The sequence below is a fragment of the Croceibacterium xixiisoli genome, from assembly GCF_009827305.1.
GTDB lineage: Bacteria > Pseudomonadota > Alphaproteobacteria > Sphingomonadales > Sphingomonadaceae > Croceibacterium_C > Croceibacterium_C xixiisoli.
The window spans coordinates 882,682-908,646 of sequence record NZ_WTYJ01000001.1; the positions used below are offsets into that span (position 1 = coordinate 882,682).

Annotated in this window: 24 protein-coding genes; 23 read left to right on the plus strand and 1 reads right to left on the minus strand. The window is 65.9% G+C overall.

What is annotated here, in order from left to right; genetic code table 11:
• Positions 1 to 56: 56 nt before the first annotated feature.
• The gene (locus GRI97_RS04175; RefSeq protein ID WP_161389844.1) at positions 57 to 674 is read right to left on the minus strand and encodes a DNA-3-methyladenine glycosylase family protein; all 618 of its coding nucleotides are present in this window, start codon (positions 672 to 674) and stop codon (positions 57 to 59) included.
• A 72-nt stretch (positions 675 to 746) separates the two neighbouring features.
• Here GRI97_RS04175 and GRI97_RS04180 point away from each other — a divergent pair, with 72 nt between their 5' ends.
• The 23 genes from GRI97_RS04180 (at position 747) to GRI97_RS04290 (ending at position 25,848) form a co-directional block, all read left to right on the plus strand.
• On the plus strand, positions 747 to 1,064 hold the full coding sequence (locus tag GRI97_RS04180; protein ID WP_161389845.1) for a 2Fe-2S iron-sulfur cluster-binding protein: 318 nt from the start codon (positions 747 to 749) through the stop codon (positions 1,062 to 1,064).
• An 83-nt stretch (positions 1,065 to 1,147) separates the two neighbouring features.
• A complete protein-coding gene (locus GRI97_RS04185; RefSeq protein WP_161389846.1) occupies positions 1,148 to 2,143 on the plus strand; it encodes a cysteine synthase A in 996 nt (331 codons plus the stop codon).
• A 23-nt stretch (positions 2,144 to 2,166) separates the two neighbouring features.
• Entirely contained in the window at positions 2,167 to 2,520 is a 354-nt protein-coding gene (locus GRI97_RS04190; RefSeq protein WP_161389847.1) for a hypothetical protein, read from the plus strand.
• Between the two features lie 43 nt (positions 2,521 to 2,563).
• On the plus strand, positions 2,564 to 3,457 hold the full coding sequence (locus GRI97_RS04195; RefSeq protein ID WP_161389848.1) for a Gldg family protein: 894 nt from the start codon (positions 2,564 to 2,566) through the stop codon (positions 3,455 to 3,457).
• Positions 3,458 to 3,671: 214 nt separating this feature from the next.
• Entirely contained in the window at positions 3,672 to 4,163 is a 492-nt protein-coding gene (locus tag GRI97_RS04200) for a division/cell wall cluster transcriptional repressor MraZ (RefSeq protein WP_161389849.1), read from the plus strand.
• Entirely contained in the window at positions 4,160 to 5,101 is a 942-nt protein-coding gene (rsmH, locus tag GRI97_RS04205; RefSeq protein ID WP_161389850.1) for a 16S rRNA (cytosine(1402)-N(4))-methyltransferase RsmH, read from the plus strand. Before GRI97_RS04200 ends, rsmH begins: the two co-directional genes overlap by 4 nt.
• A complete protein-coding gene (locus GRI97_RS04210) occupies positions 5,098 to 5,601 on the plus strand; it encodes a hypothetical protein (protein WP_161389851.1) in 504 nt (167 codons plus the stop codon). Before rsmH ends, GRI97_RS04210 begins: the two co-directional genes overlap by 4 nt.
• Positions 5,598 to 7,319 (plus strand): peptidoglycan D,D-transpeptidase FtsI family protein, encoded by a 1,722-nt coding sequence (locus GRI97_RS04215; protein ID WP_161389852.1) that lies wholly within the window; start codon positions 5,598 to 5,600, stop codon positions 7,317 to 7,319. Before GRI97_RS04210 ends, GRI97_RS04215 begins: the two co-directional genes overlap by 4 nt.
• Positions 7,319 to 8,788, plus strand: a complete 1,470-nt coding sequence (locus GRI97_RS04220; protein WP_161389853.1) for a UDP-N-acetylmuramoyl-L-alanyl-D-glutamate--2,6-diaminopimelate ligase — start codon at positions 7,319 to 7,321, stop codon at positions 8,786 to 8,788. The genes GRI97_RS04215 and GRI97_RS04220 overlap by 1 nt, the downstream gene beginning before the upstream one ends.
• Complete coding sequence (locus GRI97_RS04225; protein ID WP_161389854.1) at positions 8,785 to 10,242, plus strand: UDP-N-acetylmuramoyl-tripeptide--D-alanyl-D-alanine ligase; 1,458 nt, start codon at positions 8,785 to 8,787, stop codon at positions 10,240 to 10,242. The genes GRI97_RS04220 and GRI97_RS04225 overlap by 4 nt, the downstream gene beginning before the upstream one ends.
• 9 nt (positions 10,243 to 10,251) lie before the next feature.
• Positions 10,252 to 11,322, plus strand: a complete 1,071-nt coding sequence (gene mraY, locus GRI97_RS04230; protein WP_161389855.1) for a phospho-N-acetylmuramoyl-pentapeptide-transferase — start codon at positions 10,252 to 10,254, stop codon at positions 11,320 to 11,322.
• A complete protein-coding gene (gene murD / locus GRI97_RS04235; protein WP_161389856.1) occupies positions 11,319 to 12,677 on the plus strand; it encodes a UDP-N-acetylmuramoyl-L-alanine--D-glutamate ligase in 1,359 nt (452 codons plus the stop codon). The genes mraY and murD overlap by 4 nt, the downstream gene beginning before the upstream one ends.
• Positions 12,674 to 13,894, plus strand: a complete 1,221-nt coding sequence (locus tag GRI97_RS04240; RefSeq protein ID WP_161389857.1) for an FtsW/RodA/SpoVE family cell cycle protein — start codon at positions 12,674 to 12,676, stop codon at positions 13,892 to 13,894. The genes murD and GRI97_RS04240 overlap by 4 nt, the downstream gene beginning before the upstream one ends.
• Complete coding sequence (murG, locus tag GRI97_RS04245) at positions 13,891 to 15,075, plus strand: undecaprenyldiphospho-muramoylpentapeptide beta-N-acetylglucosaminyltransferase (RefSeq protein WP_161389858.1); 1,185 nt, start codon at positions 13,891 to 13,893, stop codon at positions 15,073 to 15,075. Before GRI97_RS04240 ends, murG begins: the two co-directional genes overlap by 4 nt.
• A complete protein-coding gene (murC, locus tag GRI97_RS04250; protein WP_161389859.1) occupies positions 15,072 to 16,508 on the plus strand; it encodes a UDP-N-acetylmuramate--L-alanine ligase in 1,437 nt (478 codons plus the stop codon). The genes murG and murC overlap by 4 nt, the downstream gene beginning before the upstream one ends.
• Positions 16,505 to 17,464 carry a UDP-N-acetylmuramate dehydrogenase gene (murB, locus tag GRI97_RS04255; protein WP_161389860.1) on the plus strand — a complete coding sequence of 320 codons (960 nt, stop codon included), beginning with the start codon at positions 16,505 to 16,507 and terminating at the stop codon, positions 17,462 to 17,464. Before murC ends, murB begins: the two co-directional genes overlap by 4 nt.
• A 10-nt stretch (positions 17,465 to 17,474) precedes the next feature.
• Positions 17,475 to 18,431 carry a D-alanine--D-alanine ligase gene (locus GRI97_RS04260; RefSeq protein ID WP_161389861.1) on the plus strand — a complete coding sequence of 319 codons (957 nt, stop codon included), beginning with the start codon at positions 17,475 to 17,477 and terminating at the stop codon, positions 18,429 to 18,431.
• Complete coding sequence (locus GRI97_RS04265; RefSeq protein ID WP_161389862.1) at positions 18,431 to 19,348, plus strand: cell division protein FtsQ/DivIB; 918 nt, start codon at positions 18,431 to 18,433, stop codon at positions 19,346 to 19,348. The genes GRI97_RS04260 and GRI97_RS04265 overlap by 1 nt, the downstream gene beginning before the upstream one ends.
• Positions 19,348 to 20,640: a cell division protein FtsA gene (gene ftsA, locus GRI97_RS04270; RefSeq protein WP_161389863.1), complete on the plus strand. Its 1,293-nt coding sequence runs from the start codon at positions 19,348 to 19,350 to the stop codon at positions 20,638 to 20,640. The genes GRI97_RS04265 and ftsA overlap by 1 nt, the downstream gene beginning before the upstream one ends.
• 116 nt (positions 20,641 to 20,756) lie before the next feature.
• Entirely contained in the window at positions 20,757 to 22,349 is a 1,593-nt protein-coding gene (ftsZ, locus tag GRI97_RS04275) for a cell division protein FtsZ (RefSeq protein WP_161389864.1), read from the plus strand.
• A gap of 44 nt (positions 22,350 to 22,393) precedes the next feature.
• Complete coding sequence (locus GRI97_RS04280; RefSeq protein ID WP_161389865.1) at positions 22,394 to 24,337, plus strand: tetratricopeptide repeat protein; 1,944 nt, start codon at positions 22,394 to 22,396, stop codon at positions 24,335 to 24,337.
• Positions 24,338 to 24,507: 170 nt separating this feature from the next.
• Positions 24,508 to 25,014, plus strand: a complete 507-nt coding sequence (locus tag GRI97_RS04285) for a type III secretion system chaperone family protein (protein WP_235917600.1) — start codon at positions 24,508 to 24,510, stop codon at positions 25,012 to 25,014.
• 27 nt (positions 25,015 to 25,041) lie between these two features.
• Positions 25,042 to 25,848 carry a pyrroline-5-carboxylate reductase family protein gene (locus tag GRI97_RS04290; protein WP_161389867.1) on the plus strand — a complete coding sequence of 269 codons (807 nt, stop codon included), beginning with the start codon at positions 25,042 to 25,044 and terminating at the stop codon, positions 25,846 to 25,848.
• Positions 25,849 to 25,965: the final 117 nt, after the last annotated feature.

The window sequence follows — 25,965 nt, forward strand, 5'->3', positions numbered from 1 at the left end:
ATATGCAATTCACCCCAGCAGTCTACCGGCGATTTTTCGTCAGGTGGTGGCGGGTTTCAGAGCGCGGGGTTGTTGTAGCAATGCCAGGTCATGATCGCGATCGCCCCGCGATGCGGGCGCCACGCCTCGGCCAGTTCGCGGGTCGCCTTTTCCGACGGGCGTTCTTCCAGCCCCATGATCTTGCCGATGCCCACCTGCACCGCCAGATCGCCGGCAGGCCAGATGTCGGGCCGCCCTTCGGCGAACAGCAGATAGATTTCCGCCGACCAGCGCCCGATCCCCTTGATCTTCACCAGCTGGGCGATGGCGTCCTCATCATCCTCCGGCAAATTGTCGAGGTCCAGCTCTCCGCTGATCACCAGTTCGCAAAGCGACCGGGCATAGCCCTGCTTCTGTCGCGACAGACCGCAGGCGCGCAGCGCGTCGAAATCCTGTTCCAGCAGAGCGGCGGGCGGCACGTCTTCGCCCAGCAGCGCTTCCAGCTTGCGCCAGACGCTGGCCGCCGCCGCTACGCTCACCTGCTGGCCGATGATGGTGCGCAGCAGGGTGCGGTATCCGGTTTCGCGGATGCGCGGTTCGGGATAGCCGGCACTGGCCAGCGCGCGGGCGATGGCCGGTTCCCGTGTGGCAATTGTGTCAAGACCGGCGACGATCGCCTCTGCACTGATGCCCAAGGCCTGTCCTCTTCTTGCCAAAACCCGGCCCAGCACGTAGCAGCCCGGCACGGGAAAGGAAGCATCTGAACAATGCCCAAGCTGATTGTGACGACCCGCGAAGGGGAAACACGCACCGTTGACGCCGCACCTGGCCTGACGGTGATGGAAGCCATTCGCGACAATGGTTTTGATGAACTTCTGGCCCTGTGCGGGGGCTGCTGTTCCTGCGCCACCTGCCACGTGCATGTCGATCCTGACTTTGCCGATCTGCTGCCGCCGATCAGCCAGGACGAAGACGATCTGCTCGATTCCAGCGATGAGCGGGACGAATATTCACGCCTGTCGTGCCAGCTGCCGCTGACCGATGCGCTGGACGGGCTGAAGGTGCGGATCGCCGCCGAAGACTGATTTCCGCCTGCGGGAAGGGGGACTAGGCACCGGGCAAGTGCATCTGCATTGCCTGCCGCGCCGGTCCGCCCTAATCGTGCGGCATGAATCTTCCTGCTGCACGCACCTCCACCCTCGATCTGATCGGCAAGACCCCGCTTGTTCTGCTGGAGGGCCCCAGTGCGGCCGCCGGCTGCGAAATCTGGGGCAAATGCGAATTCCTCAACCCCGGCGCCTCGGTCAAGGATCGCGCGGCGCTGTGGATCATCCGCGATGCGGAACGCAGCGGTGCGTTGAAGCCGGGCGGCACCATCGTCGAAGGAACGGCCGGCAACACCGGCATCGGCATCGCGCTGGTCGCCAATGCACTGGGCTACAAATCCATCATCGTGATGCCCGAAACGCAGAGCCGGGAGAAAATGGACACGCTGCGCGCCCTGGGCGCAGAGCTGGTGACCGTGCCGGCGGCCCCCTACAGCAATCCCGGCCATTTCGTGCACACCTCCCGCCGGCTGGCGGAAGAGACCGAGGGCGCGATCTGGGCCAATCAGTTCGACAATATCGCCAATCGCCGCGCCCATATCGAAAGCACGGCGCCGGAAATCTGGGACCAGATGGACGGGCGCATTTCCGGCTTCACCTGCGCGGCCGGAACGGGCGGCACCTTTGCCGGTGTCGGCCTGGGTCTGAAGGAAAGGGATGAGGCGATTACCATTGCCCTGACCGATCCACATGGTGCGGCGTTGTTCAACTATTACGCCCACGGGGAATTGAAGGCAGAGGGCAGCTCTGTTGCCGAAGGGATCGGGCAGGGCCGGATCACCGCCAATCTGGACGGCGCACCGGTGGATACGCAATTCCGCATTTCGGACGAAGCGGGCATGGAATGGGTCGCCCGCCTGCTGAAGGAAGAAGGGCTGTGCCTGGGCCTTTCCAGCGGCATCAATGTGGCCGGTGCTGTCGAACTGGGGCGCAAACTGGGCCCGAACAGCCGGGTTGTTACAATTTTGTGCGACACTGGTTTCCGTTATCTTTCCACGCTTTACAACCGGGAGTGGCTCGAATCCAAGGGTCTGACCGTTTTCGACTGGTTACGTTAATCGACGCAGGTTAGATTGCGTTCATGGCGTTGGACCAGCTGGACCTGAAATTGCCGAATGCCGCTGGCGATCACGCCTCCCCGCCCGCTGGGCGTTGGGGTGGGGCGCTGATGCAGCGGTTGCAGGTCGGCCTGTTCGGCCTGGCGGCGATGGTTCTGCTGGTTGGGCTGGCCAATATCATCATGAACAGCGCGCAGGAAAACCAGGCCCGGGTTGTGCCCGAAGCGGCGCCGACGATTGCGGTCAGCCCGTCTTCCACCCCCGCCAGCGATCCCCTGGCCGATGCCGGCGTGGTGCCGGATTTCCCGGGTGAACGCGCCAGTACCGCCGCCAGCGCAGAACCAGCCGATGCCAATCCACCCGTGGCGATCCCCTGACCTTCGGGCAGCGGTGATCGGGATGAGGGCGGCCGGCCTGGCATTGGCCGGGGCTGGTCTGATCCTCTCCATACCGCTGCATGCGGGAACGGGTACGCCCGACCAGGCCATTGTTGGGCCGGATGCGGGAAATCACGGGACGGCGACGCCAGATGGGCAGGTCCACGCGGCCAAACCGGCTCTGGGGCTGATGGGCACGATCCCGATCTATTGGGGGGAGGCGGACGGCCTTAGCGATGTGATCGGCGGGACCGGCGATGTGCATTGGGCCCGCGCGCAGCTGGAGGCGGATTTTCAACTGCGCCCGCTCGACACGCTTTTATCCAACAATCTGAAAGACCTCCAGTTTCTCCTGCTGGCGCAGCCCCGCGCCTTGACTGCAGAGGAAAATGTCGCGCTGGATGGCTGGGTGCGCGCTGGGGGGCGGTTGTTGCTGTTCGCCGACCCCATGCTGACCGGCGAATCGCGGTTTGGAATCGGGGATCGCCGCCGTCCGCAGGATGTTATCCTGCTATCGCCGATTCTCCGACATTGGGGGCTGGAACTCCAATTCGACGATTTGCAGCCAGCAGATCCTGCCCTTGCCGATCTGGGCGGGGCGCAGATTCCGGTTCGTCTGCCGGGCCGTTTTGTGGCTGTTGAGAGCAATCAAGCCACTGAAAAATGCGATGTTTCTGTTGGCGGTCTGATGGCCCGTTGCCGGGCGATCGGTGCCGGTCAGTTGGTGGCGCTGGCGGATGCCGCCGTGCTGGATCTGCATCATCCTGCACCTGAGGCGGCGGATTCGCTGGCGTGGCTGGTGCGGGAAAGCACGGGAATTTCCACCACCCAGGCCGCGGTTGTCGCTGACAGCAGAAATATTGATTTAAATCATAACGATAATGGAACTACCGCCTCAGGCATCCGCAGCGGATGGCCGCCTGGGCGCGATGAATGACCGGGTTTTCCCGTCAAAACCCGAATCATTCCCGTACTTTCCCCTTTATTCCCGCTGATGGCCGCTATACAGATGCGGACATCGGACAAATCTCCCGTGCCGCGCCCGAATACCGGGCGAACTGGGTGCGCATGCGCGCGCCCTGGTGGGGGAGGGGTTTGCCCGGTGATTATCGGAACAGGCCGATCATGGGGGCCGGGGCAAAGTGTCGCAGATGCCGACAGGGTACAGTGGTCAGGGCTTTTCGCTTCGCGGCGAGAAAGCACGCTACGTCCTGCCGCCAAGCTTCCGCAACACCATCGCCCCGACCGATGCCGATGCCCGCACGCTGTGCCTGGCCAAGCATGATCGCTGGGACTGCCTGACCGGTTTCGCCAAATCGCGCGTCGCGACCTTTGAGGCGCAGGCCACCCGCGAAGAACAGGCCGCCAATGCCAAGGGGCGCGATTTCGACTGGGATCAGCGCATGGCCCAGCTCTGGGGCTTCAAGGAAGTGTCCTTCGATGCCAGCGGCCGCTTCATCCTGCCTGATTCGCTCGGCCGGCTGTGCGGCATGGATGGCGGCATCTGTTTCATCGGCGGTTCGCCCTTCTTCACCCTGTGGTCCCCGGACAAGCTCTACGCCATGGATGGCAGCTGGGCCGGGCAACAGGCGCTGTGTCGGGAAGACGAGGCCGAAGCCCTGGCCAAGGCGAAGCGCAAATGACGCCGCCGCATATCCCCGTCCTCCTCGAAGAGGTGCTTGCGGCGCTTGATCTGCAGCCCGGCGATGTGGTGATCGACGCCACCTTCGGCGCCGGCGGCTATACCCGCGCCTTCCTGGATGCGGGGGCGACGGTGCATGCCTTCGACCGTGATCCCGATCCTATCGCCGCCGGGCAACAGTGGGAAGAATGCCGGGCCGATCCGCCCCGGCTGGTGCTGCATCACCGGCGCTTTTCCGAAATGGCGGATGTCATGGCGGAAGCCGGCGTCACGAAGATCGACGCTATCGTCATGGATATCGGCGTGTCGTCGATGCAGCTGGATCAGGCCGGGCGCGGCTTTGCCTTTTCCCAGGATGGCGTGCTGGACATGACGATGAGCCAGTCCGGCCCGACGGCGGCGGATTTCCTCAACACCGCGAAAGAGGAAGACATTGCGGACGTGCTCTATCGCTTCGGCGAAGAGCGGCAGAGCCGGCGGATCGCCCGTGCGGTCGTGGCGGCGCGGCCGATCGAGCGGACCGGCCAGTTCGCCGATGTGGTGCGCAAATCGCTCGGCTATCGCCCCGGCGCGCCCAAGGATCCGGCGACGCGCAGCTTTCAGGCCGTGCGCATCCATGTGAACGGTGAACTCGATGAACTCGACGCCGGGCTCGCCGCAGCAGAGGAACTGCTGGGCGAAGGCGGGCGGCTGGCCGTGGTCAGCTTCCACAGCCTGGAAGACCGGATCGTGAAGCACTTTCTGCGCCAGGCCGCCGGGGCAACCGCGCGGGCCAACCGCTATCTGCCCGAAGCACCGCCAGAATCGGCCGCCACCTTTGCCCGTCTGACCAAGGCCATTCGTCCGTCCGACGCAGAGATCGCACGCAATCCACGGGCGCGCTCCGCCACCTTGCGCGCCGCCACCCGCTCAGCCGCTCCAGCCAGGGGGACCGTATGACACCGCAGACCCGCACACGTCGCATTGGCTGGTTCATGGTTCTGGCCGTGTGTACCGCCTTGTATCTGCTGCTGTATCTGCGCGTTCAGGCGGTGCAGAGCGATATCGTGCGGGCCGAGCGGCAGATCGTCGCGCTCGAACGGTCGAAAGTCCTGCTGGAAACCGAATTCGCCACCCGTTCAAACCAGCAACAGCTCGATGCCTGGAACCGGGTGGATTTCGGCTATATCGCGCCGACCGCTCGGCAGTTCGTTGAAAACGAGCGTCAGCTGGCAAGTTTCGGCACCCCGCGCGCCGTGGGTGCGCCGGATCCGATCCGCGTCGCCAGCATCGGCGCGGGTGAGGATGCACCCGAATTCCCCCGCATGGTTTCGCCCATCACCGGCCGGCCCGCAACCAGTGAAGAGCTGCCGTCCCGGCGTGAAGGCCTGACGGCGCAGGCGGACAGCGGTCACACCCGGATCCAGCTCAATGCCGTGCGCCGGGTGGTGAGCGAATGAACACTCTGGCGGCTCATCGCGCGGTGCCGTCGGGGCGTATCCGGCTGGTCGATGTTCGGCGCAGCCTGCTGATGACCGCGCGGCTGCGCGTGCTGCTGGTGTGCATGGTGTTCTTCTTCCTGGCGATCGCCGCTATGTTGCGGATCGGCTGGCTTGGCTTCGTCCAGCCGGCGCCGCAGCAGCGGTCCATGGCCGAAGCGCTGCTGCCGCCGCGCGGCGAAATCACCGATCGCAATGGCGTGCCGCTGGCGCGGGCCTTCCCGGCCTATGCGCTGTGGTACAATCCGCGCGCCATGGATGATGGCGGGGCGCCGCTGGTCAAGAGCCCGCGCGAAGTGGCTGCGCGGCTGGCCCGCATTTTCCCCGATCTGGATGAAACGGCGGTGCGGGATCAGCTGGCCGCCGGCAAGCCGGGCTATATCCGCCACCGCCTGCTGCCCGAAGAGGCCAATCGCGTGAACGCGATCGGCGAGCTGGCGCTGGAAACCACCCAGGAAAGCGATCGTCACTATCCCCAGGGGATGCTGGCGGCCCATGTGCTCGGCTACATGGAAGAAGGCCGCGCCTATGTGGGGATGGAACAGGCGCTCGATACGCGCCTGCGCGATCCGGCCCAGCGTGGACAGCCCGTGGTCCTCTCGCTCGACGCGCGGGTTCAGGGCGCGCTCGAGGATGAACTGCGCCGTGGCATGCTCAGTGTCGACGCGCTGGGTGCGGCCGGCATCGTGCTGGACGTCGACACGGGCGAGGTGATGGCGCTGGCCTCCCTGCCCGAATTCGATCCCAACAAGCTGGATGCCGAAGGGCGCCGCAATGTCTTCAACAAGGTGACCAACCAGGTTTACGAACTGGGTTCCACCTTCAAGCCGCTGACCGTGGCCGCCGCGATCGATGCCGGTACGGTGACCGATCTGTCGCGCCGCTGGCCGGCCAATCGCCCGCTGGTGATGGGCAAGTTCCGCATTCGTGACAGCCACACGATCGGCGCCAGCCTGAACGTGCCCGAAACGCTGATGCATTCGTCCAACATCGTCACCGCGCAGATCGCCGATGAGCTGGGCGCTGCCCGGCTGAAGCAGGTGATGGCCGATCTGGGCATGAACGAACGGCCCTATATCGAACTGCCCGCGCGCGGTTACCCGATCTGGGACAAGGGCGAATGGCCCCGCCTGAAGGCAATGACGGTCAGCTATGGCCATGGCGTTGCCATCACCCCGCTGCACCTCGCCTCTGCCTATGCCGCGATGGTCAATGGCGGTGTGTGGCGCCCGACCACGCTGATGAAGCTGGAACCCGGCGCCGCCCCCGAAGGGCGCCGCGTGTTCAAGCAGAGCACCAGCGCGCGGATGAACCAGCTGCTGCGCATGATTGCCAAATATGGCACGGGCCGCAATGCCGACGCCCCGGGCTTCCGCATTGGCGGCAAGACGGGCAGCGCCGAAAAGCCGGGCGGCAGCGCCGGCTATCGCCGCACGACGCTGGTTTCCACCTTTGCCGCCGCCTTCCCGATGGACAAGCCGCGGTTCGTGGTGATCATCATGCTCGATGAACCCAAGGGCACGATGGCCAGTTCCTTCCAGCGGACGGCCGCCTACAACGCCGCGCCGATCGTGGCCAAGCTGGTGCCGCGCATCGGCCCGATGCTGGGCGTGCTGCCGGATGACACGCGCGATATCGATCTGACCGATCTCGATCCGCTGGTGGGCAAGGGCCGCTGATGAAGCTGGCGGCGCTCTCGGCTGCGGCGGGCATGACGGCTTCGGCCCATGCCGACGCGGTGGTGACCGGCTTCGCCATCGACCATCGCAAGGTCGCGCCCGGCACCATCTTCGGTGCGTTTCAGGGTGGCCGCGTGAATGGGGAAGATTTCATCCCCGCCGCCATCGCCGCCGGGGCCATTGCCGTGGTCGCCCGCCCCGAAGCGCGCGTGGAAGGCGCCGCCCATCTTGCCGATCCGCAGCCGCGCCGCGCCTTTGCCCATCTGGCCGCGCAATTCTTCCGCCCGGTGCCCGATACGATCGTCGCGGTGACCGGCACCAATGGCAAGACCTCGGTCGCGGAAATGACCCGCCAGATCTGGCGGATCGCCGGCTTCAGCGCCGCCTCCATCGGCACGCTGGGTGTGACCACCCCCGACGAAAGCGTATCGACCGGGCTGACCACGCCGGACATCGTCACTTTCCTGGCCACCATGGCCGGCCTGTCTCGCGAAGGGGTGACGCATGTCGCCTATGAGGCGTCGAGCCACGGCCTCACCCAGTTCCGCAACGAAGGGCTGCGCGTCGCTGCGGGCGCCTTCACCAATCTGTCGCGCGATCATCTCGATTATCATGCCGACATGGATGATTACTTCGCGGCCAAGATGCGGCTGTTCGGCGACGTGGTCGATGCCGGCGGCACCGCCGTGATCTGGGCCGATGTCGCCTGGAGCGACCGCGCGTGCGATGCGGCGGCAGCGCGTGGCCTCGCGCTGCTGCGCGTGGGTGAACGGGGCGATGGCATCACCCTGCTGGCGCGCACGCCCGGGCATCTGGGCCAGACCTTGCAACTGCGCCATGCCGGGCAGGAATACGCCGTGACGCTGCCCTTGATCGGCGCCTATCAGGCCGCCAATGCGCTGGTTGCGGCGGGGCTGGTCATTGCCACCGGGGGAAACGCTGCGGCCGTGTTCGATGCGCTGGGCCGGTTGCAGCCGGTACGCGGCCGACTGGAACGCGCCGCCATCACCGCCACCGGCGCGCCGGTTTATGTCGATTACGCCCATACGCCCGACGGGCTGAGCGCCGCCATTGCTGCCCTGCGTCCGCATGTGGCAGGGCGGCTGATTACCGTGTTCGGCGCCGGTGGAGATCGCGACCCGGGCAAGCGCGCGCCCATGGGCGAAGCGGCGCTGGCGGGCAGTGATCTGGTGATTGTCACCGATGACAATCCACGCGGTGAAGATCCGGCCGTGATCCGCGCGGCGGTGTTGCGCGGTGCGCCGGGGGCACAGGAAATCGGGGATCGGCGTCAGGCCATCGCAGCGGCCATCGCTGAAGCAGGCAGCACGGACATCGTGCTGATCGCGGGGAAGGGGCATGAACAGGGGCAGATTGTGGGCGCGGGCGAAAATCTGCGCGTTCTGCCCTTCGATGATGTATCGGTCGCTCGCGAATGCGCCGGCCAGATGGCAGGAATGAACCCATGAACGCCTTGCCCGTGACGATCCGCTGGCCCCGCAGCCCCGCCGATGCGCGCCCGTTGGCGCTCTGGACGGCTGCCGAAATTGCTGCCGCCACCGGCGGTGTGGCAAGCGGGGATTTTCAGCTCAGCGGTGTAGAAACCGATTCCCGCGATGTCCGCTCCGGCGATCTGTTCGTGGCGCTGAAGGGCGATGCGATGGATGGGCACGCCTTTCTGGACAAGGCCTTTGCCAATGGCGCGGCCGCAGCGCTGGTGGATCGCCCGATCGCCCGCCCGCATGTGCTGGTGGCCGACACCAGCCTGGCCTTGGCCCAGCTTGCCGCCGCCGCCCGCGCGCGCGCATCGGCGCGGATCGTCGGGGTTACCGGATCGGTCGGCAAGACGGGGGTCAAGGAAGCCATTTTCGCCGCGCTGGAACGCAGCAGCCGGGGCGCGGCCCATCGGTCAGTGCGCAGCTACAACAATCATGTCGGCGTGCCGCTCAGCCTGGCGCGGATGCCGGCGCGCAGCGCCTATGGCGTGTTCGAAATGGGCATGAACCACGCGGGCGAAATCGCGGCCCTGACCACGCAGGTTCGCCCGCATGTCGCGGTGATCACCACCATCGCGCCCGCCCACATCGAAAATCTGGGCAGTGAAGCGGCGATTGCCGATGCCAAGGCGGAAATTTTCGCCGGGCTGGAGCCAGGCGGCACGGCGGTGATTCCGGCCGACAGCCCGCATTTTGCCCGTTTGCGCGATGCGGCGCTGGCTTGCGGCGCCCGCGTGCTGTCCTTCGGCAGTTCGCCGGACGCGGACGTGCGCCTGCTCGATGCCATTCCGGTCGCCAATGGCGGATCGCTGGTGACGGCGGTGCTGGAAGACCGGCAGCTGTGCTATTCGGTCGCCGAACCCGGTGCCCATTGGGTCGCCAATTCGCTGGCGGTGATGGCGGCCGTCCATGCCGCGCGCGGCGATCTGGGGGCAGCGGGGCTCGCGCTGGCGGAAATGGGCGGGTTGAAGGGGCGCGGGGCGCGGCTGCGTGTCGCCGTGCCGGGCGGCCACGCGCTGATGATCGATGAAAGCTACAACGCCAACCCGGCATCGATGCGCGCCACGCTGGCGCAATTGGGCCAGACGCCCGCATCGCGCCGCGTGGTCGTGCTGGGCAGCATGCGCGAACTGGGCGAATTCGGCCCGGCCTTCCATGCCCAGCTGGCCGATCCGATCGCGGCCGCCGGGGTCGATTTCGCGGTGCTGGTCGGTGAAGAGATGGCGGCGCTCGCGCGTGAACTGGGGAAACCCCAGGTTGCCGCGCTTGGCAAGCCGGCCGGCTTTGTCCATTGCGACGGGCCGGGCGAGGCTATCGCCGCGTTGGAGGAATTTGGTCTTAACAGCGGGGATGCTGTGCTCGTAAAGGGCTCCAATTCGGTGGGTCTTGGGCGGGTCGTTGCCCATTTCGCTGCCAGGGAAGGCTGAACCGCTCACATGCTGTATCTGATTGCTCAATGGCTTGAATTCGAAGGCCTGTTGAATCTGGTGCGTTACCAGACATTTCGCGCCGGCGCCGCGCTGCTGACAGCGCTGCTGCTGGGGCTGGTGATCGGCCCGCGTTTCATCGCCATGCTGCGCGTGCGGCAGGGCAAGGGCCAGCCGATCCGCAGCGACGGCCCGCAAACCCACCAGGCCAAGGTCGGCACGCCCACCATGGGTGGGCTGATGATCCTTACCTCGCTTCTGGTATCGATGCTGCTGTGGATGGATCCGTTCAACCCCTTCGTCTGGGCCTGCATGGCGGTGACGGCGGGCTTCGGCCTGATCGGCTTCCTCGATGATTTCGACAAGGTGACCAAGCGCAGCCACAAGGGCGTATCCGCCCGGGTGCGGTTGCTGTGCGAATTCGCCGTGGCCGGTGTCGCGGCCTGGATCATCGTCAGCCAGATCAACACCAATCTCTATGTGCCCTTCTTCTCCGACCGGGCGATCCCGCTCGGCCCGTTCTATTATGTCTTCGCCGCCACCTTCATTGTCGGCTTCGGCAATGCGGTGAACCTGACGGACGGGCTGGACGGGCTGGCGACCATGCCGGTGGTGATCGCGGCCGGGGCGTTTCTGCTGATCTGCTATCTGGTCGGCCGCGTCGACTATTCGGCCTATCTGGGCATTCCGCATGTGCCGGGCGCGGGCGAACTGGCGATCTTCTGCGCCGGGATCATGGGCGCGGGCCTCGCCTTCCTGTGGTTCAATGCCCCGCCGGCGGCCGTATTCATGGGCGATACCGGTTCGCTCGCCCTGGGCGGCGCGCTGGGTGCCATCGCCGTGGCGGCCCATCATGAAATCGTGCTGCTGATCATCGGCGGGCTGTTCGTGATGGAAACTGCCAGCGTCATCATCCAGGTTTTCTGGTTCAAGCGCACGGGCAAGCGGATCTTCCGCATGGCGCCGATCCATCATCACTTCGAACAACTCGGCTGGCGTGAATCGACCGTGGTGATCCGTTTCTGGATCATCGCCATCGTGCTGGCTGTCGTTGGCCTGGCGACGCTGAAGCTGCGATGATCACCTCCCCGCTCTTTTCCGGCAAACGCTTTGCCGTGCTGGGGCTTGCCCGTTCGGGCATGACCGCCGCCGAAGCCTTGCTGGCGAGCGGCGCCTATGTGATTGCCTGGGATCGGCGCGAAGATCCGCGCGAAGAACTCGCCGGGCGGGCAGAGATCGCCGATCCGATGGTGATCGACCTGGCCGGGCTCGATGGTGTGGTGCTGTCCCCCGGCGTGCCGCTCAACACCCATCCGATCGCCGATCGGGCCCGCGCAGCCGGTGTGCCGCTGATCAGCGATATCGAGCTTTTCGCCCAGGCCCGCGCTTCGCTGCCCGCGCACAAGGTGGTCGGGATCACCGGCACCAACGGCAAATCGACCACCACTGCGTTGGTGCGCCATCTGTTCGATGCGGCCGGCGTGCCGACGCTGATGGGTGGCAATATCGGCCTGCCGATCCTGGGGCAGGATCCGCTGCCGGCCGGCGGCGTCTATGTGCTCGAACTGTCCAGCTATCAGATCGACCTGACCCGATCGCTCGCCTGCGATGCGGCGGGGCTCACCAATATCACGCCCGATCACCTGGACCGCTACGACGGTTTCGATGCCTATGCCGCGTCCAAGGCGCGACTGTTTGCCATGCAGCAGACGGAACAGTTCGCGGTGTTCGGGTGTGAGGATGAACCCACCTGCACCGTTCAGCGGACAGAGCAGGCCCGCCGCGCCGAGGCGCGCGCGCCCTGCGTGAACCTGGCTGAATGGGCCGCGCTGCAACCGGCCTGGCCATCGCTGCAGGGTCCGCACAATCTCCAGAACGCGGGCATCGCCGCCGCGCTGGCGATGGAATGCGGGCTCAGCCGCGATCAGGTGCTGGCCGGTTTCGCCAGCTTCGGTGGCCTGTCGCACCGGATGGAGCGGCTGGGCGAATATGCCGGCGTGCTGTTCATCAACGACAGCAAGGCCACCAATCCCGCCTCCACCGCGCCCGCATTGGCCGCCTATCCGCCAGCCCCCGCGCGGCGGCTGCACTGGATCTGCGGCGGCCTGCCCAAGGGGGACGGGCTGGAGGAATGCGAAGCGCATTTCGGCAATGTCGCGGCCGCCTATACCATTGGCGAAGCCGGGCCGCGTTTCGCTGAACTGCTCGCGCCGCACATGCCGGTCCAGCGCTGCGAAATGCTGGCCGAGGCGGTGTGCCGCGCCGTCGCTGCGGCGGTGCCGGGCGATGTCGTGCTGTTCAGCCCGGCCTGCGCCAGTTTCGACCAGTTTCGCGATTATGAGGTTCGCGGCGACACTTTCCGCCGCCTGGTGGAAGAAATCGCCGGTCGGCAACCCGGTGACCCCGACAACTGCGGAACGAAGGTGACAGCATGACAGCCGCGCGCCCCTATCTTCCGCAATTGCGGACCAGCTTCGCCGATGCACGCTACCCCGGTGGGCGGCAGCGCCAACTGGCTGTCTGGTGGAACGAGATCGACCGGACTTTGCTGGTCCTGGTGCTGCTGGTCATGGCGATCGGCATCGTCGCGGTCGGCGCGGCATCCCCCTCCAGCGCCCGCCGGCTTTCCAAGACCGACGTGAAGCTGGAAGATCTCTATTTCCTCTGGTTGCATCTGCGCTTCATGGCGCTGGGCCTGCTGGTGATGTTCGCCACGGCCATGGTGCCACAGAATCTGATGCGGCGCGGCTGCATCCTGCTGGCGGCGGCCATGCTGGTGGCGCTGCTGCTGGTGCCGATCGTCGGTGGGGAAGTGAATGGCGCCCGCCGCTGGCTGAATGTCGGCATATCCTTTCAGCCGAGCGAGTTTCTCAAGCCTGCCTTTGCCGTAACCGTCGCCTGGATGCTGGCCTGGCGCGTGCGTGATCCCAGCCTGCCGGTGATTTCGCTCAGCGCCGCCACCGTGGGGCTGATCGTGGCGCTGCTGATGCTGCAGCCCAACCTGGGCGATGCCATCCTGTTTGCCGGCGCCTGGTTTGTGCTGGTTATGGTGGCCGGCCTGCAGTTGCAGCGGATCGGCATTCTGGCGGCCTGTTCCACGGCGGCGCTGACGCTGGCCTACCTGTTCTATGACAATGCCCGCCACCGCATCGACAGCTTCATCGGCGGCGGAACGGCCTATGATCAGGTCGATCTGGCCAGCCGCACCCTGCTCGGCGGCGGCTGGACGGGCAGCGGGTTCTGGATGGGCACCAACAAGATGAGCCTGCCCGAAGCGCACACCGACTACATCTTCTCCGTCATCGGGGAAGAATTCGGCCTGCTGATCTGCGCGCTGGTGGTGATGCTCTATCTGGCGATCGTGATGCGCGTGCTGATGCGCATGATGAACGAGGAAAACCTGTTCATCGTGCTGGCCACGGCGGGTCTGATCGCGCTGTTCGGCGGGCAGGCCTTCATCAACATCATGGTCAATCTGCAGCTGTTTCCTTCCAAGGGGATGACCTTGCCGCTGATCAGCTACGGCGGTTCGTCCTATGTGGCGCAATGCTTTGTCGTGGGGCTGCTGCTGACGATCACGCGCCGCAACCCCTGTCTGGAGCGGGAGAAGTTCGACTGGCGGGCCGCGTTCGAAAAGGATTCGGTACTATGACCACCGTCGCCCGTCATTATGTCCTGGCTGCCGGGGGCACCGGCGGCCATCTGACCCCGGCCTTTGCTCTGGCGAGCGAGCTGGAGCGGCGCGGGCATCATGTGGCGTTGATCACCGATGAACGCGGTGCCGCCATTCCGGGCAAGCCCGATTTCCTGCCCGCGCATATCCTGCCCGCTGGCCGGTTCGGCAAGAATCCGCTCGGCTGGCCCAAGGCGATCGCATCGGTGCTGAACGGGCGGAGCATGGCCCTGCGCCTGTATGAAAGCTTCGCCCCGACTGCGGTGATCGGTTTTGGCGGTTATCCGGCGCTGCCCGCGCTGCTGGCGGCATCGAAGGCCGGTATCGCCTCTGTCATTCACGAACAGAATGCCGTGCTCGGCCGCGTCAACCGGTTGCTGGCCGGGCGGGTGAACGCCATCGCCACCGCCTATCCCGCGATAGAGCGGCTGGACGGCAAGCATGCCCCGAAGGTGCATCTGGTGGGCAACCCCGTGCGGACGGCGGTGCTGGCGCTGCGCGACCAGCCGTTTCCGCCCATTCCGGAAGACGGCCTGCTGCGTGTGCTGGTCACCGGCGGCAGCCAGGGTGCGCGGGTGCTGTCGGAAGTGGTGCCCGATGGCCTGTCGATGCTGCCGCCTGCATTGCGCAGCCGGCTGCAGGTGACCCAGCAGTGCCGCCCCGAAGATCTGGAGGCCGTGCGTGAACGCTATGCCGGTCACGGCATACCGGCGGAACTGGGCACCTATTTCCAGGACATGGATGTCCGGCTGGCCGATGCGCATCTGTTCGTCGGCCGTGCCGGCGCCTCGACCATCGCCGAACTCACGGCGGTCGGCCGCCCGGCCATTCTGGTTCCGCTGCCGATCGCCACCGACGATCATCAGACGGCCAATGCCCGCGAACTGGTCAAGGCCGGTGGCGCGCGCGCTATCCGGCAGCCGAATTTCACGGCCAAGGAACTGGCCAAGCAGATCCAGGTGCTGGCGCAGCACCCGGAATCGCTGGCCAATGCCGCCCATGCGGCATGGAACTGCGGCCGGCCCGATGCCGCCAGCGATCTGGCCGATCTGGTCGAAAGCTTCGGCGCTGCGCCGATTCAGGATGTGATCCGTGTCGCCGGGGACGCGCGACCGAGCGGGCGGCGTTCGCTCGTGCTCGAACGGGAAGGTGACAAGTGAAGGGCGTAGGCACGGATATCGGCACGATCCATTTCGTCGGCATCGGCGGGATCGGAATGTCGGGCATTGCCGAGGTGATGCACAATCTGGGCTATGGCGTGCAGGGTTCGGACATTGCCGAAGGGCCCAGTGTCGAACGGCTGCGCGCACGCGGAATCAGCATCGCCATCGGCCACCGCGCCGAAAACCTCGGTGATGCGGCCGTGGTCGTCACCTCCACTGCGGTCAAGCGCGACAATCCCGAAGTGGCCGCCGCGCTCGACGGGCGCATTCCCGTGGTCCGCCGCGCGGAAATGCTGGCCGAACTGATGCGGTTGAAAAGCACGGTCGCGGTTGCCGGCACCCATGGCAAGACGACCACGACCAGCATGGTCGCCGCGCTGCTGGATGCCGGCGGGGTCGATCCGACGGTCATCAACGGCGGGATCATCGAAAGCTATGGCTCCAACGCCCGCCTGGGCGACAGCGACTGGATGGTCGTGGAAGCCGATGAAAGCGACGGCAGCTTCCTGCGGCTCGACGGCACCTTCGCCGTGGTCACCAATATCGACCCCGAACATCTCGATCATTACGGCAGTTTCGACGCGGTAAAACAGGCCTTCCTCGAATTCATAGAGAATGTGCCTTTCTACGGCGCGGCCGTGCTTTGCATCGATCATGCAGAGGTGCAGCGCGTGATCGCCCGCGTGCGTGATCGCCGCGTGATCACCTATGGGTTTTCCGCCCAGGCAGACTGGCGCGCGGAAAACCTGCGCCCCAATGCTGGCGGCAATCTGTTCGATGCGGTGTTCCGCGATCGGGACGGGGTGGAACATCGGATTGCCGATATCGCCCTGCCGATGCCCGGACGGCACAATGTCCAGAATGCGCTGGCCGCGATTGCCGTCGCCCATGAACTGGGTTGCGGCGATGAAACCATTCGCACCGGCTTTGCCCAGTTCGGCGGCGTCCGTCGCCGGTTCAGCCGGGTGGGCGAAGTGGCAGGTGCCACTATCATCGACGATTACGCCCACCATCCGGTGGAAATCCGCGCCGTGCTTTCGGCCGCGCGGGAATCCGGCACCGGTCGGGTGATCGCTGTGGCGCAGCCGCACCGCTTCACGCGGCTGCGCGATCTGCTCGAAGATTTCCAATCCTGCTTCAACGATGCCGACATGGTCTTTGCCGCGCCGGTCTATGCCGCGGGGGAGGCCCCGATCGAGGGGATCGATTCCGATGCGCTGGTCGCCGGCCTGCGCGATCGCGGGCATCGCTCGGCCGCCGTCGTGACCGGGCCGGACGATCTGGCCGCACGGCTGGCCCCGATCATCAACCCCGGCGATCTGGTCGTGTGCCTGGGGGCGGGGGACATTACCCGCTGGGCCGCCGGCCTGGCCCCGGCCATTGCCACCCTGCGCGGGCAGAGTGAGCCGGTGGCAGAGGGGGTGGCATGAACCAGCCCAATGAAAACCAGTTTGGGCGCAGCCCTTTCGGCGGGGAGGAAAAGCTCGCGTCTGCTGATCTTTCCACCGCCACGGTGCGCGGGAAGCTGACGGCGGATGCCCCGCTCGACAGGCTGGTCTGGTTCAAGAGCGGCGGCCCGGCGGACTGGTTGTTCGAACCGGCGGATCTGGATGATCTGCTCACCTTCCTGGCCGGGTTGGATGATGCCGTGCCGGTGATGGCGCTGGGTCTGGGTTCCAATCTGATCATTCGCGATGGCGGCGTCCCCGGCGTGGTCGTGCGGCTGGGCAAGGCGTTTTCCTCGGTCGAGGTGCAGCGCGATGGCGTGATCGAATGCGGCGGCGGGGCCAGCGGTATTCTGGTGTCCTCAACCGCACGCGATGCCGGTATTGCCGGGCTGGAATTCCTGCGCGGTATTCCCGGCACCGTGGGCGGCTTCGTGCGCATGAACGGCGGGGCCTATGGCCGCGAAGTGGCCGATGTGCTGATCGATTGCGTGGTGGTGCTGCCTGGCGGGCAATGCGTGAACCTGCCTGCGTCGGATCTCGATTATTCCTACCGCCATTCGCGCCTGCCCGATGGCGCGATCGTGGTGTCCGCCCGGCTGCGTGGCGATGCCGGCGGCGACCCGGCGGAAATCGGCGCAGAGATGGACCGGATCGCGCATGCGCGTGAAGAAACGCAGCCCCTGCGCAGCAAGACCGGCGGTTCGACCTTCAAGAACCCGCCGGGGGACAAGGCGTGGCGCCTGGTCGATGCGGCCGGATGTCGCGGCCTGACCATGGGGGACGCGCAGGTAAGCGAAAAGCACGCCAATTTCCTGATCAACACCGGCCATGCCGCCAGTTCCGATATCGAGGGGCTGGGGGAAGAGGTGCGCCGGCGGGTATCGGAAAGCCAGGGCGTGACGCTGGAATGGGAAATCAAACGTGTTGGACGGCCGTGAGGATGCGCAAATGAACCTGCCGAAACTTCATGTCGCCGTGCTGATGGGCGGCTGGGCCAATGAACGCCCGGTATCGTTGATGAGCGGCAAGGGCGTGGCCGATGCGCTGGAATCGCGCGGCCATCGCGTCACGCGGATCGACATGGATCGCCAGGTTGCCGCGCGGCTGGCGGAAACGGCGCCCGATGTGGTGTTCAACGCGCTGCATGGCGTTCCGGGCGAAGACGGCACGGTGCAGGGCATGCTCGATCTGATGGGCATTCCCTATACCCATTCGGGCCTCGCCACCTCGGTCATCGCGATCGACAAGGAACTGACCAAGCAGGCGCTGGTCCCGCATGGCGTGCCCATGCCGGGCGGGCGCGTGGTGCGCAGCGAGGATCTTTACGGCGGCGATCCGCTGGCGCGGCCCTATGTGCTCAAGCCGGTGAACGAAGGCTCATCCGTTGGCGTGGCCGTGGTCACCGACGAATCCAATTACGGCAATCCGATCCGCCGCGATGCCGAAGGGCCGTGGCAGAAATTCCCTTCGCTGCTGGCGGAGCCCTATGTTCGCGGGCGCGAACTGACGACGGCGGTGCTGGGCGATCGCGCGCTGCTCGTCACCGAACTGGTGCCCAAGAGCGGGTTCTATGATTTCGATGCCAAATATACCGACGGCATGACCGAACATGTCTGCCCGGCGCAGATCCCCGACAATATCGCGCAGCTGTGCCTGGATTATGCGCTGCAGGCGCATCGCCTGCTCGGCTGCCGTGGGGCCAGCCGGTCGGATTTCCGCTGGGATGACGAACAGGGCGAAGCCGGACTGTTCCTGCTCGAAACCAATACCCAGCCGGGCATGACCGAACTCAGCCTGGTGCCCGAACAGGCGCGCCATTGCGGCATCAGCTATGCCGATCTGGTGGAAATCATCATTGCCGATGCGCTGCGCCACTTTGGCCGCCTGCCGGAAGACAACGGCTGATGGCGCAGAAGATTTCCCGCAACGCGCCCCCCGTGCGGCGTCAGGCGCGCCGGCAGAACACCCGTAACAAGGTGCAGCGGGTGCATGCCACCACGGGATCGCTGATGGGCGCGGTGGTGCGGATCCTGCCGGTTACCGAAGAACAGCTGCACAAGATGTTCCTGATCGTGATCTTCGCCGTGGTGGCCGCGGCCGCATGGTCGATCGCCAGCCTGGCCGGGCTGACGACGCTGGCACATCAGCAGTTTGCCAGCGTGGCGGCAGAGGCCGGTTTCGAAGTGCGCCGGGTTGAAGTGCATGGCGCCGACCGCATCAACAAGCTGAAGGTCTACGAACGGGTTCTGGCCGAACGCAACCGCGCCATGCCGCTGGTCGAATTGGATGTGCTGCGCGATTCGCTGAAGGAACTGAGTTGGGTGGCCGATGCGCGGGTGTCGCGCCGCCTGCCCGATACGATCGTGGTCGATATCGTGGAACGCGTGCCGCATGCGGTGCTGCGCCGGGATAACCGGCTGGTTCTGATCGATGCGACCGGGGCCGAACTCGAAGCGGTATCCCGCGCCGAAGCGAAGGATCGGCTGGTGCTGTCTGGTGAAGGGGTGCAGGCGCAGGTTGGCAATCTCGACAAGCTGCTCGACGCTGCACCCGCGCTGCGCCCGCAGATCGCGGAAGCCAAATGGATCGGCAACCGTCGCTGGGATCTGACCTTCAAGACCGGCCAGACGCTGGCCCTGCCCAAGGGGGCCAATCTGGCGGCCACGGCCTTGATCGAATTTGCCCGGTTGGACGGGGTGAACCGGCTGCTGGGCGGCAAGGTGCTGGCGTTCGATATGCGATCGGGCGAACGGATCTATTTCCGCTGCCCCGAATGCCGTGAGGAAGAAGCCGCCGCCGCTGCTGCGACAAAGGAAAGCTGATGCCAGTGCAACCACGTATCGCGCGCGTCATCGGGGCCGTGAACATCGGCTCTTTCCGCGTGTCGGCCATGATCGCCGGGGTCACGGACGAAGGCGAAATGATTGTGCTGGGCAGCAATCACCGCGCCAGCCAGGGGATCAAGCGCGGCTATGTCACCGATATGGCCGCCGCGACCTATGCCGTGCGCGATGCGATCGACCGCGCGGAAAACATGGCGCCGGGTGTGCATGTGTCCAATGTGTGGATCGCCTGTTCCGGGGCCGGGCTGGGCAGCATCATTACCCCGGTGGAAATCGATATCGGCGGCCGCCGGATCGAGGAAGAAGATATCGAACATCTGCTGGTCGCCGCGCGCGACAGCATCGAACCCGATGGCCGCACCGTGCTGCATGCGCAGCCGGCCTGCTATTTCCTTGATGGTGCGGACGGCATCGGCATCGCCAATCCGCGCGGGCTGCATGCCGAACGGCTGGGGGTGGATATTCACGCCATGCTGGCCGATGGCGCGCCGATCCGCAATCTGACGGAGGCTGCGCAGAAGGCGCATCTTTCGGTGGAGGCGGTGGTCGCTTCCCCGCTGGCGACCGGGCTCGCCTGCCTGTCGGAAGAAGAACGCGATCTGGGCGTGGCGCTGGTCGAATTCGGCGCCCAGGTCACCAATGTGTCGGTCTATGCGGCGGGCATGCTGGTCGGGCTGACCGGGATTCAGCGCGGCTCCGGCGATATCACCGATGCCATCGCATCGGCGTTCGGTATCCGCCGCTTCCAGGCCGAACGGCTCAAATGCGTCAACGGCTCGGCCATCGCCAGCCCGGCCGATCACCGCGAAATGATCTCGGTCGCCGGGCCGGAAGACGATGCCAGCGGGCCGGTGGCACGCGGCGCGGATGACAAGAACCGTATTCCCCGTGCCGAACTGATCAGCGTCATCACCGGGGAACTGGATGTGCTGATGGGCGAAGTCGCCCGGTCGCTGGAACGGATGGGCTTTGCCAGCGGACGCGGGCGCAAGATCGTCATTACCGGCGGCGGCGCCGAACTGGCCGGTCTTGCCGATTATGCCCAGGCCGCCCTCGGCAATCCGGTCCGCATCGGCCGCCCGCCGCAGCTGCGCGGCCTGCCCGAAGCGCATGCCGTGCCCGGTTTTGCCACGCTGGCGGGTCTGGTATTGTATGCGGCGGAAGATCCGGTCGATATTCGCCGGGTCGGATCGCGTTTCACCCCCACCACGACAATCGCCGGTTTTGCGACGGTTCAGCGGCTGTGGGTGGCGATGAAAGAGTATTTTTGAACCCGATCTCGCTGTGTCAGCCTGTGGATAGATGCAATTAGCTTTTGTATCCTTGAATCTCTTTGTGGCACAGACGACAACCTGAATTTTCAACGCCTCCGCGAGGAGAGGATAAAATGAGCATCAATATCGGCCCTCCTTCGGTTGAGGAACTGCGTCCCCGGATCACCGTGATCGGTGTCGGCGGTGCTGGCGGCAATGCCATCGCCAACATGATCGAGGCGGAAATCGAAGGCGTCGATTTCATCGTGGCCAACACGGACGCCCAGGCGCTCAACAATGCCGTGGCGGAACATCGCATCCAGCTCGGCCCGGACATCACGCGCGGCCTGGGCGCCGGCGCGCGGCCGGAAGTGGGCCGTGCCGCAGCGGAAGAAACCGTGGCAGAGATCGAGCGTGCGCTCGAGGGCGTGAACATGGTCTTCATCGCAGCCGGCATGGGCGGCGGCACCGGAACCGGCGCTGCGCCCGTGATCGCTGAAGTGGCCCGGTCGCGCAATATTCTGACCGTTGGCGTGGTGACCAAGCCGTTCCTGTTCGAAGGCACGCGCCGCATGCGCGCGGCCGATGCGGGCATCGAAGAACTGCAGAAATATGTCGATACGCTGATCGTCATCCCCAACCAGAACCTGTTCCTGGTGGCGAAGGCAGAAACGACCTTCAAGGAAGCGTTTCAGCTGGCCGACGAAGTGCTGCAGCAGGGCGTGCGCTCCATCACCGATCTGATGGTCATGCCGGGCCTCATCAACCTCGACTTTGCCGACGTGCGCTCCGTCATGGCCGAAATGGGCAAGGCGATGATGGGCACGGGCGAGGGCGACGGTGCCAACCGCGCACTCGAAGCGGCTGAGCGTGCGATCGCCAATCCGCTGCTCGACGGCGTGTCGATGCAGGGCGCCAAGGGCGTGATCATCTCGATCATCGGCGGCGACGACATGAAGCTGCTCGAAGTCGACGAAGCGGCCAATCACATTCGCGAACTGGTCGATCCTGAAGCCAACATCATCTGGGGTTCGGCCTTCAATCCCGATCTGGCCGGCAAGATCCGCGTATCCGTTGTTGCGACCGGCATCGACGATTCGACCGGATCGGCCGCCAGCGCACCGGCGCCGACCTCGCAGTCGCTCAACCTGTCCGCTGCACGCGGTCCGCGTCGCCCGGAACCGCGCCCCGCGGAAACGCCCGTTTCCGAACAGCCCGAAACGCCCCGCGCGCCTGCCCAGCCGCCGGTTTCCGCACCGGTTGCTGCGCCCGAAGTATCCTACAGCGGCGGCGTGGCCAGCCCGGCAGCAGACCGCCATTTTGCTGCCGCCAACGGCGGCCACGCTGCTCATGCAGAACCGGCCCAGGCTTCTTCGGAACCGCTGGAACTGAGCCTGGGTGAAGTTTCACCGGACGAAACCCGCCAGGATGAACTGCTGCTCGACGCCAGCCGTCTGGCCGAAGGCGATACCGATGCCTCGCAGGGCCTGGGTGGCCGTCGCGCGCGCATGCTTGGCGGCGATGCAGAGCCTGCACCCGCTCCGGCCCAGCCGGCGCAGCCCACCCGCCCGGCCGGTGCCGCCGGCGGCAGCACGCTGTTCGAACGCATGGCCAATCTGTCGCGCGGCAGTGCCAGCACGACGGAAGACGATGATGATGACGGTCCGGACGGCGGGGGCTCTTCGCTGCGCATTCCGCGGTTCCTGGGACGTCAGAACAATCAGTAATCCGGTTTCCTTCTTCCGGGGCTTCGGCCCCGGAACTGTTTGTGGTGACTATGCCTGCTGATCTGCCCGGTTCGCGCAGTCTTGTGCGCATTGCCTGCGCCCCCCTCGTCATCGCTGTCTCTGCGGCAGCTTTGCCTGGAACGGTCGGCGCGCAGGATTTTTCGCGGCCGGTGGTCCAGGCGCTGCCCAATCCGGCGACCGGCAATCTGGCGGAAGCGTTGCGGGAACTCGGGCGTGATCCGCAATCGGTCGATGCGTTGGTCCGTGCAGGCCAGGCCTCGGTCGAACTGGGTGATTTTGCCTCAGCGACGAATTTCTTCGACAGGGGCCTTGCTGTTTCCCCCACCGATGGGCGGATCAAGGCGGGGCAGGCCAGCCTGGCTCTGCGCCAGCAACGCCCGGTGGAAGCATTGCGACTGTATGACGAGGCGCAGGCCGCCGGGGCCGACATGGCGCCCCACGCCGCCGATCGCGGCATGGCCTATGATCTGGTCGGCAACAACACCCGCGCGCAGGAACTTTATCAGATTGCCCGCCGGTTCGATGAAACCCCCGAACTGATCCGCCGACTGGCTTTGAGCCAGGCCATCGCGGGCAACCAGAACGCGTCGGAAGCGACGCTGCTGCCGCTGCTGCAGCGCGCGGATATCGCCGCCTATCGCACGCGCGCCTTCACCCTGGCCATTCTCGGCAAGCCGGATGAAGCGGTTTCGATCGCCGAAACCATGCTGCCGGAACGGCTGTCGAGCCGCATGGCGCCCTATCTGCGCTACATGCCCCGGCTCACCCGCGCGCAGCAGGCTGCCGCGGCCGATCTCGGCGTGTTTCCGCGCGCTGCGGATATCGGTCGCGATCCGCCAGAGATCGCAGCCCTGTCGGAACCATCGACGCCGGCTGCCGCCCCTGTACAGACCGCCGATGCGCGGCTGGTGCCTGCCGGGCCGGCGATGGGCGGCAATCGCAACGAGCGGCCAGCGGCCAGCAGCGGGCGTTCGGAGGATGCCGTCTTCGCCGCCGCCGCCGCCCGCGTGGCGCCGTCGTCTGCCCAGCCAGCCATAGCGGCCGCCGCACCTCAGCCGGTGCCGCAACCCATATCTCAGCCGGTGATCCAGCCGGCGCCCCAACCCACGCCGCAGCCCGCGCCGGCACTGGCCCAGGCGCCTGAATCGATGCCGGCACCGGCGCCCGTCATGGCGGCGGCGTCCGCGCCTGCGGCTCCCCAGCCGGCTTCCACAGGCGAACTGCCGCCGGTTGGCGCCGTCGCTCTGGCGCCAACCACCCCGGCACCGGCACCGGTCGCAGCCGAATCGTCCGCAGTGGCGGCAGCGTCTGCCGTTGGTCCGATGCAGGGGCCGGAACAATCCGCTGTCGCAACGCCGGCGGTGTTCAGCACCACGGATGTGGCGTCGCCGGCCCCCACGCCCGCACCGGCGCCCGTCATGGCGGCGGCGCCCGCTCCGGTGCTCGTTGCAGCCGCCGCTCCCGACGGTGCCGCGCGCGCCGCTGCTGCTGCGGAAAATGTGGTCGACGCGGTCGAAACGGTCGAGGAAGCACCCGAACCGCGCGATCTGGCGCAGGCCTTTGCCGATTTCTCCGTCGCCGCGGTTCCCCAGGCGCGCGCAGATGGGGCGGTGGACATCACCACCATCACGCCCACACGCGAAAAGCCGCCCGAACCCAAGCCTGCACCGCCGCCCGCGCCGCCGCCTCCTCCTCCTCACCCCAGTCGCATCTGGGTGCAGATCGCGACCGGGCGCAATGTTACGGCGCTGGGCACGGACTGGCGCCGGATTCGGCGGGAGGCTGATGGGCTGCTCGATCGGCAGAAACCGCATGTCGCCGCTTGGGGACAAACGAACCGGTTGGTGGTCGGGCCGCTGAACAACACGCGCGCAGCCAATGAACTGGTGGCGGCGCTCAAGGAAAAGGGCGTGGACACCTTCCGCTTTTCCAGTTCCGCCGGTGAAGAGGTCAAGGCGCTGGATTGATGCTGCATTTCCTGTGATCGGTCGCCTGTTTCAACACCCAGTCCACATGGTTGTGCACAGGCTTCCAACAGGCTTGTAGAGTTTTGCCCAGCGGCATCATCCCGCCGCATTGCGCTGTCTGCCCGCCGCACGGCATGGGGCGCTACAGGCGAACGGAGATGGCACTGCCCATGAATACCGGACATGAGCATCTGGACGATGATGACGATGCGGCCCCGCTGGAAATGCTTGTCCAGCTGTTCGGCGCGCATGGCTGGTCGTGCGAATATGTCAGCGATGATGAAATCTGCGGCGAAATTCGCGGCAGTTGGGCCAGCTATCAGCTCCGTGCGATCTGGCGTCGCGATGATCATGTGCTGCAGGTGCTGTGCCTGCCGGAAATCCGCGTGCCGGATGACAAGCGCAAGGCCGCGCATGAACTGCTCGCGCTGATTAACGAACAGATGTGGCTGGGCCATTTTGACATGTGGTCGAACGGCGGGATGCTGCTCTACCGGCATGGGCTGATGCTCGGCGATGACGGCATGCTGTCGATCAGCATGGCGCAGCTGACCATCGATACCGCCGTCACCGAATGCGATCGTTTCTATCCCGCCTTCCAGTTCGTGCTGTGGGGGGATAAATCGCCCAAGGATGCGCTCAGCGCCGCTCTGGTGGACGCTGCCGGGGAAGCCTGATTTGCTTGTTTTTGAAGGAATTTGACCGTGGCATCGTTTGATTCAATCCTGCTGGTTGGTTGCGGCAACATGGCCGGCGCGATGCTCGATGGCTGGCTGCGGGCCGGGGTGCCCGCCGATCGCTTCACCGTGGCGGACCCGTCGCTGCGCGAGCCGCGCGCGGGTGTGAACCTGCTGCCGGCGATTCCCGAAAGCGGCGAATACGATGTCATCCTGCTGGGGGTGAAGCCGCAAATCCTGGCCGATGTGGCGCCGCAGGTGGCGCCGCTGGCGGGTAAGAATACGGTGGTGCTGTCCATTCTGGCCGGTGGGGAGCTGGATACGCTGGCGGGCTATTTCCCCGATGCGGCGCTGGTGCGGATCATGCCGAACCTGGCCGCGGCGCTGGGCAAATCCCCGATCGCGCTGGCCGAACGCGGGCTGGATGACGCAGGCCGCGCGGCGGTGAAGGAATTTCTCGATCCGCTCGGCACGCCGGAATGGTTTGCGGAAGGCGAATTCGATCTGGTGACCGCACTCGCCGGTTGCGGTCCGGCCTTCGTTTATCGTTTCATCGATGCGCTGGCGCAGGCTGCCATCGATCTGGGCATGGATGCGGGGCAGGCCAACCGTCTGGCCATCGCCACGGTGGAGGGTGCCTCGGCGCTCGCTGCTGCCAGCCCGCATGATCCGGCCGAACTGGCACGGCGCGTGGCCAGCCCGGGCGGCGCGACCCAGGCCGGGCTCGATGCGATGGATCAGAATGGCGATCTCGGCGCGGTCATGTTGCGCACCCTGCGCGCCGCACGCGATCGCAGTGCCGAAATGGCGCAGGACGCCCGCAACAAGGGCTGACGCGCGCCGCTGTTAAGCAGCAGAATTGTATCTTTTTGTTTCTGGAAAGTTTCCGGCCGGCAATTGCTTATTGCTGGCGGGAATTTGCTTGGGCTGTGGGCCATTTCGCCTGTCCGG